This window comes from Mesorhizobium sp. WSM4906, assembly GCF_029674625.1.
Taxonomy (GTDB): Bacteria; Pseudomonadota; Alphaproteobacteria; order Rhizobiales; family Rhizobiaceae; genus Mesorhizobium.
Map to the genome: position 1 here is coordinate 1,850,534 of NZ_CP121355.1, position 15,098 is coordinate 1,865,631.

General features: G+C 64.5%; 13 protein-coding genes. 6 read left to right on the plus strand and 7 right to left on the minus strand.

Translation table 11 applies throughout. The features are described from left to right. Positions 1–61: 61 nt before the first annotated feature. The 4 genes from QAZ22_RS08770 to QAZ22_RS08785 are packed head-to-tail and all read right to left on the minus strand — an operon-like array spanning position 62 to position 4,767. Entirely contained in the window at positions 62–298 is a 237-nt protein-coding gene (locus QAZ22_RS08770) for a hypothetical protein (protein ID WP_278206317.1), read from the minus strand. Position 299: 1 nt separating this feature from the next. Then, on the minus strand, positions 300–1,535 hold the full coding sequence (locus QAZ22_RS08775; protein ID WP_278206318.1) for an aminomethyltransferase family protein: 1,236 nt from the start codon (positions 1,533–1,535) through the stop codon (positions 300–302). A 51-nt stretch (positions 1,536–1,586) separates the two neighbouring features. Then, positions 1,587–3,161 carry an NAD(P)/FAD-dependent oxidoreductase gene (locus QAZ22_RS08780; RefSeq protein WP_278206319.1) on the minus strand — a complete coding sequence of 525 codons (1,575 nt, stop codon included), beginning with the start codon at positions 3,159–3,161 and terminating at the stop codon, positions 1,587–1,589. Further along, positions 3,148–4,767 carry an NAD(P)/FAD-dependent oxidoreductase gene (locus QAZ22_RS08785; protein ID WP_278206322.1) on the minus strand — a complete coding sequence of 540 codons (1,620 nt, stop codon included), beginning with the start codon at positions 4,765–4,767 and terminating at the stop codon, positions 3,148–3,150. The genes QAZ22_RS08780 and QAZ22_RS08785 overlap by 14 nt, the downstream gene beginning before the upstream one ends. A gap of 254 nt (positions 4,768–5,021) precedes the next feature. Between QAZ22_RS08785 and QAZ22_RS08790 the strand changes: the two genes are divergently transcribed. The 5 genes from QAZ22_RS08790 (at position 5,022) to QAZ22_RS08810 (ending at position 10,456) form a co-directional block, all read left to right on the plus strand. Next, positions 5,022–5,816: a class I SAM-dependent methyltransferase gene (locus QAZ22_RS08790; RefSeq protein WP_278206323.1), complete on the plus strand. Its 795-nt coding sequence runs from the start codon at positions 5,022–5,024 to the stop codon at positions 5,814–5,816. A 27-nt stretch (positions 5,817–5,843) separates the two neighbouring features. Next, positions 5,844–6,506, plus strand: coding sequence for a transcriptional regulator BetI (betI, locus tag QAZ22_RS08795; protein ID WP_278206324.1), 663 nt, complete (start codon positions 5,844–5,846; stop codon positions 6,504–6,506). Between the two features lie 65 nt (positions 6,507–6,571). Further along, the gene (locus QAZ22_RS08800; protein WP_278206325.1) at positions 6,572–7,654 is read left to right on the plus strand and encodes an ABC transporter substrate-binding protein; all 1,083 of its coding nucleotides are present in this window, start codon (positions 6,572–6,574) and stop codon (positions 7,652–7,654) included. 430 nt (positions 7,655–8,084) lie between these two features. Beyond that, positions 8,085–9,161: an extracellular solute-binding protein gene (locus QAZ22_RS08805; protein WP_278206326.1), complete on the plus strand. Its 1,077-nt coding sequence runs from the start codon at positions 8,085–8,087 to the stop codon at positions 9,159–9,161. Continuing rightward, on the plus strand, positions 9,158–10,456 hold the full coding sequence (locus QAZ22_RS08810; protein ID WP_278206327.1) for a flavin monoamine oxidase family protein: 1,299 nt from the start codon (positions 9,158–9,160) through the stop codon (positions 10,454–10,456). The genes QAZ22_RS08805 and QAZ22_RS08810 overlap by 4 nt, the downstream gene beginning before the upstream one ends. On the opposite strand, the gene QAZ22_RS08815 is transcribed toward QAZ22_RS08810, so the two are convergent. From QAZ22_RS08815 to QAZ22_RS08825, 3 genes are read right to left on the minus strand one after another with little or no spacing between them, the layout of a single operon-like run. Beyond that, entirely contained in the window at positions 10,420–11,496 is a 1,077-nt protein-coding gene (locus QAZ22_RS08815; protein ID WP_278207802.1) for an ABC transporter ATP-binding protein, read from the minus strand. The two genes, QAZ22_RS08810 and QAZ22_RS08815, sit on opposite strands and share 37 nt — an antisense overlap. Before the next feature lie 37 nt (positions 11,497–11,533). Beyond that, complete coding sequence (locus tag QAZ22_RS08820; protein ID WP_278206328.1) at positions 11,534–12,355, minus strand: ABC transporter permease; 822 nt, start codon at positions 12,353–12,355, stop codon at positions 11,534–11,536. Next, positions 12,352–13,269, minus strand: coding sequence for an ABC transporter permease (locus QAZ22_RS08825; protein ID WP_278206330.1), 918 nt, complete (start codon positions 13,267–13,269; stop codon positions 12,352–12,354). Before QAZ22_RS08825 ends, QAZ22_RS08820 begins: the two co-directional genes overlap by 4 nt. Positions 13,270–13,562: 293 nt before the next feature. Here QAZ22_RS08825 and QAZ22_RS08830 point away from each other — a divergent pair, with 293 nt between their 5' ends. Further along, positions 13,563–14,981, plus strand: a complete 1,419-nt coding sequence (locus QAZ22_RS08830) for an aminotransferase (protein WP_278206333.1) — start codon at positions 13,563–13,565, stop codon at positions 14,979–14,981. Positions 14,982–15,098: the final 117 nt, after the last annotated feature.

Here is a 15,098-nt window from a genome sequence, read left to right on the forward strand (position 1 = left end):
CCCTAGAATGACGATCGCGCGGTGCCGCCCCTCGCGGTGCCGCCATCCGCGTACGGTCCGCCTAAGCACCCATCCGCATCAGCCATTCCTTGCCGACACCGCGGTCGCGGATGATCGGCAGGGGGTCCTCGTGGTCGAGCCTCGCGCAGATGCGATAGACCTCCAGCGTCTCGGCATTCATCTCGCCGCGCTTGAAGAAATACATCGCCGCCGCATAGCGGGTGCGGCCGGACCACATCTCGCCAAGCGGCGTGTTGATCAGCGCCCACTGCTCGGCGGCTTCCGTTTCGCTTGCCATCTCAAAAATCCGCCGGCGGATTGGCGGTGCGGCGGTCGAGTCTGATGAAGGGCCGCGGCACCACTTTCGCCCGCTTCATCAGTTTTTGGTATTGCAGCTCGCGCATGGCGTAGATCTCGACCCAGAGGTCGTCGACGATCGTATCGCCATAGGGCCGTTGCAATGATGCGATGGCGATGTTGCGCTTGGCCATCGGCGACCACATAGCGGCGCTCACCAGCCCCACCTCCTGGCTCTTGCGATAATAGACGATCGCATGCTCGGCCGGGATGTTGCCCTCGATCTCAAGCCCGACCAGCACATGGCGCAGCTTACGCTTGGTTCTCACCTCCAGGATGGCGCGGCGGCCGTTGAAGTGGCCCTTTTCGGGATCGACCATGAAGCCGAGGCCGATCTCGTCCGGCATGCGCAGGCGGTCGGCGCGGACGGCATGCTCGGCGGTGGTGAAGTCGGCATTGGCGACGATCAGCCCGGCTTCCAGCCGGGCGCGGTTCAGCGCGGCGTAGCCGATGGCGCGGATGCCGCGCAGCGCGCCCGCCGTCATCAGCCGATCCCACAGGCTCAGCGCCTTGTCCGCCGGCACGAACAGCTCATAGCCGAGATCGCCGGTGAAGCCGGTGCGCGAGATAACGACAACGGCGCCGTCATGGACGAACTCGGCGAGGTCGAAAACCTTCAGCCGCTCTATGCCGGCGAAGCCCGCGTCGCGCAGGATGGCGAAGGAAGTCGGGCCCTGCAGCGCAAGCGCGGCGACGGCTTCGGTCTCTTCCTCGACGCTGACGTCAAACCGAAAAGCGCTGTCGAGCAGCCAGGGCAGATGCCGCTCCTGGGAGCAGAGGCGAAAGCGCGTCGGCGACAGCCGGAACAGCGTGCCGTCGTCGAGAACCAAGCCGTCGTCGTCGCACCAGGCCGTGTAGTGGACACGGCCGGGTTTGAGCTTGGTCACGTCGCGCAGCGTGACGCGGTCGAGGTAGGCTTCGGCGTCCGGACCCTCGATCCGGTATTTCGTCATCGGCGAGATGTCGAACAATGCCGCCTGGCTGCGGATGGCGAAATATTCGAGCTCCTCGTCCCACAGCGAATGTGGCGCGCGATAGCCGGCCCAGTTGTACCAGTCGTTTGTCAGCGCCAGCGCGTCGATGCGCGGCTGGAAGGGCGTGCCGAGCCGCAGCGTGCGGAAGTGGGACTGGGCGATGGCGCGGTCGGTTGATGGTTTGATGGTGGGATGATGGTTCATGACGGCGTTCCTTCGCCGTAGAGCGCAGCTTCGGCGATTTGCAAAATCATCTCACCCCCTCATCGCGATGATGCGGCGCGCGGCGTTGAGGCCGGGCGCGCCGGAAATGCCGCCGCCCGGATGCGAGCCGGCGCTCGCAAGAAACAGACCTTCGAGCGGCGTGTCGTAACCGGACCAGCCGGAGACTGGTCGCGACATCAGCATCTGGTCGGCCTGCAGCTCGCCATGATGCCAGTGGCCGCCCGGCATGCGATAGCGTGTCTCGATGTCGGCGGGCGTGAGCAGTTCGGCATGGCGGACCGTCGCGCCGATCCCGGGCGCATAGGTTTCGAGCTGCGCCATGATTGCGTTGAGGAATTGCGGCTTGCCGGCGGTCCAGCCCTGCCTCAGCGCATAGGGGGCGTATTGCACCACCACCGAGAGCACGCAGGCGCCGGAGGGCGCCAGCGCGGGATCGGCGAGGCTGGGCAGCGTGATCTCCATGACCGGCTCTGGCGAAAACTCGCCATATTTCGACGGGTTGAAGGCGCGCTCGACATGGTCGGGCGAAGGCGCGATGACGAGACGGCCCTTGTGGCCGGCGGCGTCGACGCCTTCGAATTGCGGCGGCCGGTCGAGCGCGAGATGGAGCTTTGCCGCATCGCCCTTCATGCGAATGTTCTTCACCTTGCGCATGAAGCCGGTATCGACCTCGCGCGGGCCGACCAGATCGAGGATCGTCGTCGCGGGGTTGATGGCCGAGACGACGGTCCTGGCCTGCAGCGTTTGGCCGCTCTGGGTGACGACGCCGACGGCGCGACCGTTCTCGACGATCACCCTGGCGACGGGCGATGCCGGGCGGATCGCAACCCCAGCCTTCTCCGCCGCCGAGCGAATGGCGGCGACGACGGCGCCCATGCCGCCCTTGGGCTGTATCTGCGCGCCGGCGAGGCCGCCGATCTCGCCGGCCAACCGGTAGTAGAGGCCAAGCAGCGAGGTCGGCGAGCGCGGCCCGAGATGGCTGCCCAGCGTTGCGTCGAAGGCGAGCAAGCCCTTCAGCCGGTCATCCTCAAGCTGCTCGTCGAGCAGGTCAGAGACATTCATCAAAAGCACGCGCAGAAAGTCGCGCATGTCTTCCTTGCCGAGTCTCTTCAGCGCCAGCGCCGTCTGGCCGAGCCCGGTCATTTCGGCGAGCGACATGTTGCCGAGGTCCGGCGGCCGGCGCGACAGGAATGGTTTCAGGATGCCGGCGTAGCGCAACAGCTGCGCGCGCAGCGCCTTCCAGGCGGATTGCTCCGAGGGGCTGGCGCCCGTCAGCACCTCGCCATAGGCGCCGTGCAGCACCAGCGGGCCGTTCTTCGACAGCGCGACCGACGGGACGAAGTCCGAGCGCTCGACCTTGAGACCATGGCGCTCCAGCTCAAGCGTCTTCACCACGTCGGGGAGCAGGCGGTTGAGCAGATGCGCGACGGCGGAGACGCGGAAGCCGGGCGCGAATTCCTCGGTGCGCGCCGCACCGCCGACGTCGTCGCCTGCTTCGAGCAGCAGCACCTTGCGGCCGGACTTGGCCAGCGTGGCGGCGGCGACAAGGCCATTGTGGCCGCCGCCGATGACGATGACGTCCCAGTTCGCTTCAGATGACGTCATGGGCCGGACTCATATGCAGGGTTGGTTTGGCGAGGTCGCGCAGGATCTCGGCGGCGGCGTTGCGTCCGGGCGCGCCCATGACGCCGCCGCCAGGATGGGTGGAGGAGCCACACATATAGAGCCCGGCGACCGGCGAGCGGTATTGCGCGTAGCCCGGCACCGGACGGTTGAAGAGCAGTTGGTCGAAGGTGAGCTCGCCCTGGAAAATGTTGCCTTCGGTGAGCCCGACCTCGGCTTCGATCTCGCGCGGCGTGCGCACTTCCATATGGACGATGCGGTCGCGGAAGCCCGGCGAATATTCGGCGATCTGCGCAATCACGCTCTCTGCGAAGCCGTCGCGGTCGGCATCGGTCCAGTCCGCTCCTTCGATCTTCGGCGGCGCGTATTGCACGAAGCAGCTCATGAAGTGCTTGCCCGGCGGCGCCATGGTCGGGTCGAGCGTGGTCGGGACCATCATGTCGAGGAAGGGATCGGCCGACCAGCGCCCGGCCTTCCAGTCGTCATAGGCGCGCTCCATGCGCTCGATGGAATCGGTGAAATGCATGTCGGCGCGATAGACCGGCGAGTCCTTGGGCAGAGCCGGGAACTCGGGCAGCGAGTCGAGCGCGATGTTGACCTTGCCGGACGAGCCGCGGATCTTGAAATTCCTGACGCGCCTGAGGAAGATTTCGGGCAGCTCCTTCTCCTCGACGAGCTTCAGGAAGGTGCGCTTGACGTCGGCGTTGGAGACGACGAGCTTGCCGTAGATCTCCTCGCCGCCGGCGAGCACGACGCCCCTGGCCTTGCCGTTCCTGATCAGCACATGATCGACCTCGGCGCCCGTGCGGATGGTGCCGCCTGAGGCTTTGAAGGAGGCGGCGAGCGCCCAGGTGACGGCGCCCATGCCGCCACGCGCATAACCCCAGGCGCCGACCGAGCCGTCGACCTCGCCCATATAGTGGTGGAGCAGCACGTATGCGGTCCCGGGCGACATCGGCCCGAGCGCGGTGCCGATGATGCCGGAGAGCGCGAAGTTCGCCTTGATGACGTCGGTCTCGAAATATTCGTCGAGGAAGTCGGAGATCGACATCGTCCAGAAGCGCAAGGTCAGCGCCATCTCCTCGGCCGAAAGCCCGGCGAACTTCTTGCCGAGATAGAGCAACTCGCCCAGATCGCGCGGCTTGAAGCTGGTCGGGTCGGGCGCGGTGCGCATCAACAGCGGCTGGATGAAACGGCACTGCCTTGTGACGTCGCGCGAGTAGCGGTCATAGGCCTCGGCGTCGCGTTTGGAGAAGCGGGCGAACTCGCGCCGATGCGCGTCGTGATCGCGGTAGTTGGCGAGATAGTCGCCGTCGCGCGTGAACACCGCGCCGCCCTCATAGGAGATCACCTGGAGGCCGAAGCGCGGCAGCTCCAGATCGCGCATGATCTCGGGTCGGAACAGCGAGCAGACATAGGAACAGTTGGAATAGAGAAAGCCCGGCGTCAGCTCGCGGCTGGTGGCCGCACCGCCGATCCATTCGTTTTTCTCGACCACCAGCACGTCCAGCCCGGCGCGCTGCAGGTAACAGGCGTTGACCAGCCCGTTATGGCCGCCGCCAATGACGATCGCGTCCCATGCCTTCATGTGCGCATCCTCCGGCCGGCCGCCCTATCTTCCTGTTCTTACGCAATTCCGGACGGAAAACCGCTTCACACTTTTCCTGGAATTGCTCGGGGCTGTTTGTTCCCGATGCACGGAATTTGGCACGGCTAACGGCTTTTTGTCCAGACATATTGAATGAATGTTCAACAAATGATGTTGCGTTTTCCCGTTAATGCGCTAGGCTTTTGCCCGTATCTCTGGACTGACCCACGTCGGCAGCTGGGGCTGAAGATCCGATGATCGAAACGGCTGACGCCGAGCCGGAATATGACGATGCCGCCATTCGCTTCCTCGAAGCGCTCTGGGGCGACGGCTACCTGTCGCCGGGCGGTCCCGACGAGGTCGACCGCGTGGTCGAAGGCCTGTCGCTGAAGGGCAAGACGATCCTCGATATCGGCTGCGGGGCTGGCGGCATCACGCTGCATCTGGTCGCGCGGCATGGCGCTGCCCGAGCCACCGGCTTCGACGTCGAAAAGCCGGTGATCGAGACGGCGAGGCGAAAGGCGATCCTGAAAGGTCTCCAAGACCGCGTCCGTTTCGTTCAGGCGCCGCCGGGGCCGCTGCCGTTCGCTGACGCCTCCTTCGACGTCGTCTTCTCCAAAGACGCGCTGCTGCACGTGCGGGACAAGGACGCGCTTTTCGCCGAGATCTTCCGCGTGCTGAAATCCGGCGGCGTCTTTGCCGCGTCGAACTGGATGATCTCGCATGACGGCGAGCCGTCCGCGGACATGAAGGCCTATGTCGCGGCGGAAGGCCTGTCCTTCGCCATGGCTTCGCCGGCACGCTACGCCGAGGCGATGCGCCGAGCCGGCTTCATCGACGTCGCCGTTCGCGACCGCAACGCGTGGTACCGCGAGGTCGCGCGGGAGGAACTGGTTCGCCTCAAGGGGCCGCTTTATCAACTCGTCGCCGCCGCGGTCGGCGCGGCCTATGTCGACAAGAACATCCGGACCTGGGAGGCGATGCAGAAGGTGCTTGACAGTGGTGAGCACCGCCCCACTCATCTGCGCGGTTGGAAGCCGGTCGGATAGCCGGCGATGCTGGAGACCGTCACACCCATGAAGAACACAGAGGCCAAGGACACCATCGCCGAGCCGGGAAAAGCCGACGGCGAGAAGCGCGGCCGCAAGGCTTCGAAAGAGGTCAGGCGGCTGCAGCTGATCGAGGCGACGATCGATTCCCTGGCCAAGCGCGGCTACGCGGAAACGACGATGGCCGACGTCGCCGACGGCGCGGGTCTCTCGCGCGGCATCGTCAACTTCCATTTCGAGAGCAAGGAAAAGCTGCTCGTCGCCACGCTGCAGCACATGTATGACGAGTATTCGGCGCATTGGCGCACCGCCTTGCAGAAGGCAGGCGACGATCCGGCGGGACAGCTGCAGGCGCTGGTGTGGGCCGATTTCGATCGCTCGATCTGCAACAAGCGCAAGCTCGCCGCCTGGTGCGCCTTCTGGGGCGAGGCCAAGTCGCGGCCGACCTACCAGGCGCTGAGCAGCTCGCGCGATGCCTATTACCAACAGGTCTTCATAGATCTCTGCGCGACGCTGAAGCAAAGCGGCGGTTACGCCTACGAGCCGCAGGTCATGGCCCTGGCGCTTTCGGCCATGCTGGAGGGCCTGTGGCTGCGGCTGATGATGGGAACGGAGGACACCACGCGCGAAACCGCGCTGCAGGCGGCCAATGCCTTTTTGGCGGCCGCGTTCCCGAAACACTACGGTTAGCGAACAGCCGAGGTTAGCAGCAGCCGGCCAGCAAGACCGGCAAGACCAAAAGAGGATGGAACAGCATGAAGAAACTCAGCCGACGCCTGACACTGACATTGGCGCTCGCCGGGACGCTTGCGGCTTCGGCGGCGGCGTTCGCCGTTGCCGCCGACAAGGACCTGATCGTGTTCGATTGGTCCGGCTATGAGGATCCGAGCTTCCACGGCAAGTATGTCGAGAAGAACGGCGACTCGCCGACCTTCGCCTTCTTCGGCGACGAAGACGAAGCGTTCGAGAAAATCCGCTCCGGCTTCAAGGCGGACCTCGGCCATCCCTGCTCGCAGAGCGTGGTGAAATGGCGCGAGGCGGGGCTGCTGCAGCCGCTCGATACCTCGAAGATCGCCGGCTGGAAGGACCTCAACCCGGGCATCATGGCGATGAAGGATCTTGCCACCACTCCCGACGGCAAGGCTTGGTTCATGCCGTGGGACTGGGGTGACACGCAGCTCACCTACAATTCCGACAAGATCGCCGAGAAGGACGTGCAGTCGCTGAAAGCCTTCGCCGATCCGAAGTACAAGGGCCGCGTCTCGATTGGCGACAATGTCGACGACGCCTATGCGCTGGCCAGCCTCGCCATCGGGCTCAAGGACTGGACCAAGATGACGGACGAGCAGTTCAAGCAGTCGTCCGACTTCCTGCGCCAAGTGCACAAGAACGTCCGCTCCTACTGGACCGACACGACCGACATCGTGCAGCTCTTGAGCGGCGGCGAGGTCGACCTCGCCTGGGCCTGGAACGATGCCACCGTGCAATCGGTAGCGGCCGGCGTGCCGATCAAGTCCAAGAAGGACACCGACGAGGGCATGTCGACCTGGGTGTGCGGCTATGTGCTGTTCAAGGACGCGCCCGACAACGTCGACAAAGCCTATGATTACCTCAATGCCGTCAACGATCCGGACGTCGCCAAGGTGCTGGTCAAGGACTGGGGCTACGGCCAGGCCAACGCCAAGGGCATGGCCGGCGTCGACCAGGCGGTGCTGAAGGAAAAGGGCTACGACAATGTGGAGAATTGGGTCGACAAGACCTTGTTCCAGCAGCCGCTGCCCTCCGAGCTCAAGCTCAAGATGATCGCCGAGTTCGAGAAGATCAAAGCGGGCTATTGAGTGCTGTGGAAACGACCGGTCGCTCCTGAACTGAAACGGCGTTGCGCAATCGCTTCAATTGCGGCTTGTGGTTGTTTGGCAGGCGCAGATCGCCGATGCTTGCGCTGCCCCTCATCCCCCTGCCGGGACCTTCTCCCCGTATAGTGACGGGGAGAAGGGGGCCGGCCGCGGCCTTGGCGCTTGTCCTGCAACGCCGGCGATTGGCGAAACCGTTCGCGGCAGCGTCTTTCTCCCCGTCACTATACGGGGAGAAATGCCCGGCAGGGCAATGAGGGGCAGCGCCGACTTCGGCAATTGGTGGTCCCTGGCATTGGGTTGGAGACAGGGTCAGAAAGCTGTCGGCCGGGAGCCGAAGCGGGCGGGCTCGCCAAAGCCGGGGAATTCTCCTAACCTCGCCGAAACGCGTTCGCGACGGGGGAGTTCTCGCGCCATGATATCCATGCTTCGCAGCCTTGCCTTGGCCGCCGTCGTGACGGTCGGTGCAGGCGCCGCTTACGCGCCCGCCGAGGGTGGCGGCGATCTCGTGGTCTTCGACTGGTCGGGCTATGAGGATCCGCTGCTGCATCCGGCCTATACCGCCAAGTATGGCGCCGAGCCGGCCTTCTCCTTCTTCGGTGACGAGGACGAAGCCTTCGAGAAGATGCGGGCCGGCTTCAAGGCCGACATCGCGCATCCCTGCTCGCAGAGCGTGGTGAAATGGCGCGAGGCCGGGCTGCTGCAGCCGCTCGACACCTCAAGAATCACCGGCTGGAAGGACCTCAATCCGGGCATCATGGCGATGAAAGATCTGGCGACCACCGCTGATGGCAAGGCTTGGTTCATGCCCTTCGACTGGGGCAACACCTCGCTTCTCTACCGCACCGACAAGGTGACGGCGGAAGAGGCGCAGTCGCTGAAAATCTTCGCCGATCCCAAGTTCAGGGGCCGCGTCACCATCGGCGACAATGTCGATGACGCCTATGCGCTGGCGAGCCTGGTCATCGGACTGAAGGACTGGACCAAGATGACCGACGAGCAGTTCAGCCAAGCTTCCGCCTTCCTGCGCGACGTGCACAAGAACATCCGGTTCTACTGGACGGACGATACCGACCTCAACCAGGCCTTCATCGGCAATGAGGTCGATCTGGTCTGGGGCTGGAACGAGACCTATGTGACGCTGAAAGGACAAGGACTGCCGATCGAGATGAACCGCAACACCAAGGAGGGCCTGTCGACCTGGGTGTGCGGCTACGTGCTGATGAAGGATGCGCCGGGCAAGCTCGACCAGGCCTATGATTTCCTGAACGCCGTCAACGCGCCCGACGTTTCGGAATACATGGTGAAGACCTTCGGTTACGGCCACGGCAATAGTGCCGGCATGGCGGCGATGGACCAGAAGCTGCTCACCGATCGCGGTTTCGACAATCTCGACAAGTTCCTCGACAAGACGCTGTTCCAGCAGCCGGTCGCGCCTGAACTCAAGCAGCGCATGGTCGCCGAGTTCGAGAAGATCAAGGCCGGCTATTGAGCAGCAAATCGGAAAAAACCGACGTTGCAATCGTCGGCGCCGGCTTCACCGGCCTGTCGGCCGCGCTCGAATTGAAGCGCGCCGGGATCGGCTTCTTGCTGCTCGAGGCACGTGACCGTGTCGGCGGCCGGGTCGAGGCCATGCAAAACGGGCTCGGCGAACGGATCGACAGCGGCGGCCAGTTCCTGTGCGATGACATGCCGGAAGTGATGGCGCTGGCAAAGACGCGCGGCAGGACATTGGTCGAGACCTATGTCGAGGGCGAGTTCATTACCCATCCGTCGATGCCTGCCAAGGAAGCCGAGCGGACCTATCAGATCGCGATGGCGATCCGCGAGCGCATGAACGGGATCGAGCCGGACGATCCCTCGATCGCCGGGCTGACCGTTGCGACATGGCTCGAGCGCCAGAAGGACACAGCCGACGCCAAGGCCGCCTTCCGCTCGATGATCGAAGGCCTATGGTGCCTGGCGCTGGACAAGGTGCCGTTATGGTACCTGATCGACAACGATCGCCGCATCACCAACGAGGTGTTCGAGCTGCAGTATTTCTTGCGCGATACGCTGCAGTCGCTGGCCGACGACCTGGCAGGTGACCTCGGCGATCGGCTGCGGCTGGGCGAACCGGCGACACGGATCGAGCACGGGCAGCAAGGCGTTCGTGTCGTCTCGGCCCGCGGTGTGATCGAAGCACGCAAGGCGCTGATCGCTCTGCCGCCGGCGACGGCGGCGAAGCTCGAATTCGCGCCCGCCTTGCCGGCGGAGCTTGCAAAGGCTCTGGGCGTCTGGGAAAGCGGCGCGGTGATCAAGATCCTGGTGCGCTATGCCAGGCCATTCTGGCGCGAGCGGGGTCTGCGCGGCATGGTGATGTGGCGCGATCAGCCAGGGCTGTTTGCCTGCGACGCCAGCAAGGATCTCGACCATGCCGCGCTTATCGTCTTCATCGGCGGGCCTCTCGCGCTGCGCTGGCACCGGCTCGGCGATGCGGCGTTGCGCGCGGAATTGACGGCAAGACTCGAGCAGGCACTCGGCCCGGAAGCTGCCGACATTGTCGATTTCAGCTCACGCGACTGGACGCATGATCGCTGGAGCGGCGGCGCCTACAGCGATCTCATCGTCGACGTGACGGCGAGAAACGCCGAGCGCGCCATCCTTGCCGGCGCGCCGCCGGTCTATTTCTCGGCTTCGGAACTCTCGCCGTCTTTTCCAGGCTATGTCGAAGGCGCGATCGTGGCAGGGCGTATCGCCGCCAGGAAAATTCAGTCGGCCATCGCCACCAGCGCTTCGGGATCGTAGGCGAGGCGGATCGGCGCGCCGACCGGGATGTCGTCGGCGCCGAAATCATTGGTCTCGGTCACCGACAGCGGCTTTTCCAATCCCGGTATCTCGACGATCAGATGCGTGATCTCGCCGAAATAATGGCGCTCGACGACCTTGCCGGCGACCTCGAACTTCGCCGTCGCATCGTCCCACAAAACGCGCAGGCGCTCCGGCCGGATGCCGAGTGTCGCCGCGCCGCCGCCATTGCGGACGAAAGCCTTCGGCTTGTCGGTCTTGACGCGGCCGAAACCCAGCGTGTCGAGCACCAATGAAGCGCCGTTCTCCTCAATGATCTGAGCTTTCACGAAATTCATGCCGCCGAGGAAGTCGGCGACCTGCCGATTGACCGGACGCTGGTAGATTTCCTTCGGCGAGGCGACCTGCGCGATGCGGCCGCCGAACATCACGGCGATACGGTCCGACATGGCAAGCGCCTCGTACTGATCGTGGGTGACCAGCACGAAGGTGATGCCGACCGCCTGCTGCAGGCGCCGCAGCTCGACCTGCATCTGCTCGCGCAGCTTCTTGTCGAGCGCCGAGAGCGGCTCGTCGAGCAGCAGCACCTTCGGGCGCATGACCAGCGCGCGGGCAAGCGCCACGCGCTGGCGCTGGCCGCCGGAAAGCTCGGTGGCTCGGCGCTTGCCGAGCCCGGTCAGCGAGACCTGCGCCAGCGCCTCCTCGACGCGGCGTTTTTCCTCACCGGCTTCGAGCCTCAGCCGCTTCAGCCCGTAGGCGACATTCTGCTCGACATTGAGGTGCGGGAAGATCGCGTAGCTCTGGAAGACCATGTTGGTCGGACGCCGATTGGCGGGGATGCCGTCCATCGGCTGGCCGTCGACGGCGATCGAGCCGCTGGTCGGTGTGTCGAAGCCGGCGATCATGCGCAAAAGCGTGGTCTTGCCGCAGCCGGAAGGGCCGAGCAGCGAGAAGAACTCGCCTTCCCTGATCGCCAGCGATGCATTGTCCAGCGCCTTGAAAGATCCATAGCTGCGCGTGACGTCGCGGATCTCGATCATGGTGCGATCCGGCATCGTGCGTTCGGACTGGACCCGCTCAAGCATAGAGGCCTCCCTCGTTCTGGGTGCGCCTGGCGGCGCGGCGGCGCAGGATTTCGGCGATCGTCATCAGCACGAAAGACGCCAAGAGCAGCAAGGTGCCGAGCGCCAGCACGCCGGGAAGCTTGGCCGCGAAACGCAGCTGGCCCCAGATGTAGATCGGCAGCGTCGCCTCGGTGCCGGTGAGGAAGAAGGCGATGATGAATTCGTCGAGCGAAATGGTGAAGCAGACGAGCAGGCTGGAGATGATCGCCGGCGCGACCATCGGCAGTGTCACGCGCCGGAAGGTACCGAAGGCGCTTTCGCCGAGGTCGGCGGACGCCTCCTCGAGGCTGCGGTCGAAACCCTCGAAACCGGCGGTCAGCACCGTCATCGAATAGGGGATGCAGACCAGCACATGGCCGAGCACCACGGTGAACAGCGACAGGCTGAGGCCGAGCTGCAGCATGACCAAAAGCATCGAGATGGCGACGATCACCTCAGGCAGCACCAGCGGCGCCATGATCAGCCCGTTGATGGTGCGGCGGCCGGGATAGCGGTAGCGGGTGATCGAGCGGGCGGCGAGGATGCCGAGTACCGTCGACAAGATCGAGGCCGAAATGCCGACCAGCAGACTGTTCCAGGTGGCGTCGATCAGCGCCGGCGTGCGCGGCAGGTCCTCATACCAATGAAGCGTGACGCCCGAGAGCGGGAATTTCGGCGTCGCCGCGGTGTTGATCGAGAAGATCGGCAGGAAGATCACCGGCAGATAGAGGAAGAGGACGTAGAGGGCGGCGTAGCTCGACAGCCAGCCCGGCAGGAAACGTCTGATCGCCGTCATCGTGCCAGCCTCTGCAGGGCGCGGATGACCAGCACCGTGGCGCCGGCCATCAGCGAGACGATGACCATGGTGGTGACGGAGAGGGCAGCACCCAGCGGCCAGTTAGACGCCTTGCCGAACTGCGCCTGGATGGCGTTGGCGATCATGACGCCGTCCTTGCCGCCGACCAGCTTCGGCGTGACGTAGTCGCCGACGGTCGGGATCATGACGATAAGCGCGGCCGAGATGACGCCGGGCGCCGACAGCGGCAGCGTCACGCGCAGGAAGGAGCGCAGCGGCCCGTCGCCGAGGTCGGTCGCCGCTTCGACCAGCGTACGGTCGACCTTCTCCAATGAAACGAAGATCGGCAGGATGGCGAAGGTCGCCCAGGCGTGGGTCAGCGTGATGATGACGGCGCTGGAATTGTAGAGCAGCGCCGTCGACGGCTCGTCGATGATGCCGAGGCCCATCAGGCCGGAATTGAGCACGCCGTTATAGCCGAGGATCACCTTCCACGACATCACGCGCAAAAGGTAACTCGTCCAGAACGGGATGGTGATGAGGAAGAGCCACAGGCTCTTGTGGCGACCGCCATGGAAGGAAATGAAATAGGCGATCGGATAGGCCAGGGCCACGGTGAGCAGGCTGACCGTCAGCGAGATGTAGAGCGAGCGCCAGAGCAGGTCGCGGTAGATCGGCTCGGTCAGCGCGATCCGGTAATTCTCCAGCGTGAAGGTGTGGTCGATAGTGAGGTAGTCCTGCGTCCAGAAGGAATGTGCGATCACGACCAGGATCGGCAGGACGAGGAGGATGAGCGCGTAGAGGAAGGTCGGGCTGATCAGCGCGAAGCCTTGAGCGGCTTCCGATTGCAGAAGGGGACTTCGTCTGGCTCCCGCTTCGCGCAGCGGGGGCGACCCTTCCGCGGCCACCGTCATTGCAGCGCTCCGGGCGTGATTTCCGTTGCTGGCTCGGACTGTCCCGCCATGCGGCCTTCCCATTGATCGGCGCGCCGACGCCTGTTCCCGATTTTTATGCCCCGAGCAATCGCTCGCTGGCTTGCCGGCTTTCTTTCATCATGAGCGCATCCGCCGATTGAAATCAAGCGCTATTTCTGCAATATTGATTGAACGGACATTCAAAATGAAGTGAAAAAAAGCCGAAGTTCCATGGTTTCCCGCTTCGTTCCGTGTCCAAGAAGTATTCCGCAACCGGACAACGCGAGGCTAACATGGCGGCTCAAAGCAAGACCAAGGCAAGCGAACTCATCGAGCCCGGCGATGACGACGCGGTCGAACTCGCCAAACGCCATCTCGTCCAGCCCTGGCCATATGCCGGCTCGGTAGGCGCCGAGGCGCGGGCGCTGATCGGCGAGGGCGACGGCATCTACATCACCGACGCCTCCGGCAAGCGGCTGATCGACGGTCCGGCCGGCATGTGGTGCATCAATGTCGGGCATCGCCGGGAGGAGCTGGCAAGGGTGATGTACGACCAGGCGATGGCGCTCTCCTACAACACGCCCTGGTACACGATGAATGCGCCCTCGGCCGAGCTTGCCCGGCGCATCGCGGATGCCGCTCCGGGCGATCTCAGCCATATCTTCTTCACCACTGGCGGCTCGTCGGCGGTGGAGACGGCGTTGCGCTTCATGCAGTTCTACAACAATGTGCGCGGCCGACCGGAAAAGAAGCTCATCCTCAGCCGCGGCGGCGCCTATCACGGCTCGACCTATCTGTCGGCCTCCCTCAACGGCCGCCCGCGCGACCGCGATTGGATGGACGGCGCCGACGAGCTGGTGATCAAGCTTTCGTCGCCCGATCCGTTCCGGCGGCCAAAGGAGATGAGCATCGCCGCCTTCACCGACTTCCTGGTCGACCAGTTCCGCGACACCGTCGCGCGCGTCGGCGCCGATCGCATCGGCGCCTTTGTCGGCGAGCCGGTACAGGCCTCGGGCGGCGTCATCGTGCCGCCGGACGGCTATCTCAAGCGTATCCGCGAGATCTGCCGCGCGAACGACATCCTCTATGTCTCGGACGAGGTGGTGACAGGTTTCGGCCGGCTCGGCCATGTCTTTGCCTCGGGCGACGTCTTCGGCATCGACCCGGACATGATTACCTTCGCCAAGGGCGTGACATCAGGCTATTTCCCGCTCGGCGGCGTCATCATCTCCGAGCGGCTCTTGGAACAGCTGCGCCGCTCCAATCATCCCGACGCGCTGTTCGGCCATGGCCTGACCTACACCAGCCATCCGATCGGCTGCGCCGTGGCGCTGAAGAACCTCGACCTGCTGGAAGAAGGCGTGCTCCAGCATGCGCGCGAGATCGCGCCCTATTTCCAGGCGCGCCTGAAGACGCTGGAGGAGCTGCCGCTGGTCGGCGAGGTGCGCGGCGTCGGCCTGATGGCCTGCGTCGAATGCGTCGCCGATCGCGAGAGCAAGGACCCGCTGCAGCTCGACAAGGATGTCGGCAAACGCATCGACGCGCATTGCCACGAGCTCGGCCTGCTGGTCAGACCGCTGATCAACATGTGCGTGATGTCGCCGCCGCTAATCACCAGCCGTGAGCAGGTCGACGACATGGTCGCGATCCTGCGCGAGGGGATTTCGCGCACGATGGATGATCTCAGGAAGGAAGGGGTGTGGCGCGGGTGATTAGCCAATCTCCCCCCTTGAGGGGGAGATGTCGCCGAAGGCGACAGAGGGGGTCGTCTCACGTAGAGTGCCCGCGCCTTCCGCGACGATAGAGGACGTCGGCGTTCTACGCGCAGC

What these genes read in the sequence shown, in the direction of transcription:
- betI (WP_278206324.1), top strand. Translation starts at nt 5,844, where the DNA reads ATGAAGAACACAGAGGCCAAGGACACCATCGCCGAGCCGGGAAAAGCC.
- QAZ22_RS08825 (WP_278206330.1), bottom strand. Translation starts at nt 13,269, where the DNA reads ATGACGGTGGCCGCGGAAGGGTCGCCCCCGCTGCGCGAAGCGGGAGCC.
- QAZ22_RS08775 (WP_278206318.1), bottom strand. Translation starts at nt 1,535, where the DNA reads ATGAACCATCATCCCACCATCAAACCATCAACCGACCGCGCCATCGCC.
- QAZ22_RS08770 (WP_278206317.1), bottom strand. Translation starts at nt 298, where the DNA reads ATGGCAAGCGAAACGGAAGCCGCCGAGCAGTGGGCGCTGATCAACACG.
- QAZ22_RS08790 (WP_278206323.1), top strand. Translation starts at nt 5,022, where the DNA reads ATGATCGAAACGGCTGACGCCGAGCCGGAATATGACGATGCCGCCATT.
- QAZ22_RS08830 (WP_278206333.1), top strand. Translation starts at nt 13,563, where the DNA reads ATGGCGGCTCAAAGCAAGACCAAGGCAAGCGAACTCATCGAGCCCGGC.
- QAZ22_RS08815 (WP_278207802.1), bottom strand. Translation starts at nt 11,496, where the DNA reads ATGATCGAGATCCGCGACGTCACGCGCAGCTATGGATCTTTCAAGGCG.
- QAZ22_RS08805 (WP_278206326.1), top strand. Translation starts at nt 8,085, where the DNA reads ATGATATCCATGCTTCGCAGCCTTGCCTTGGCCGCCGTCGTGACGGTC.
- QAZ22_RS08820 (WP_278206328.1), bottom strand. Translation starts at nt 12,355, where the DNA reads ATGACGGCGATCAGACGTTTCCTGCCGGGCTGGCTGTCGAGCTACGCC.
- QAZ22_RS08800 (WP_278206325.1), top strand. Translation starts at nt 6,572, where the DNA reads ATGAAGAAACTCAGCCGACGCCTGACACTGACATTGGCGCTCGCCGGG.
- QAZ22_RS08785 (WP_278206322.1), bottom strand. Translation starts at nt 4,767, where the DNA reads ATGAAGGCATGGGACGCGATCGTCATTGGCGGCGGCCATAACGGGCTG.
- QAZ22_RS08780 (WP_278206319.1), bottom strand. Translation starts at nt 3,161, where the DNA reads ATGACGTCATCTGAAGCGAACTGGGACGTCATCGTCATCGGCGGCGGC.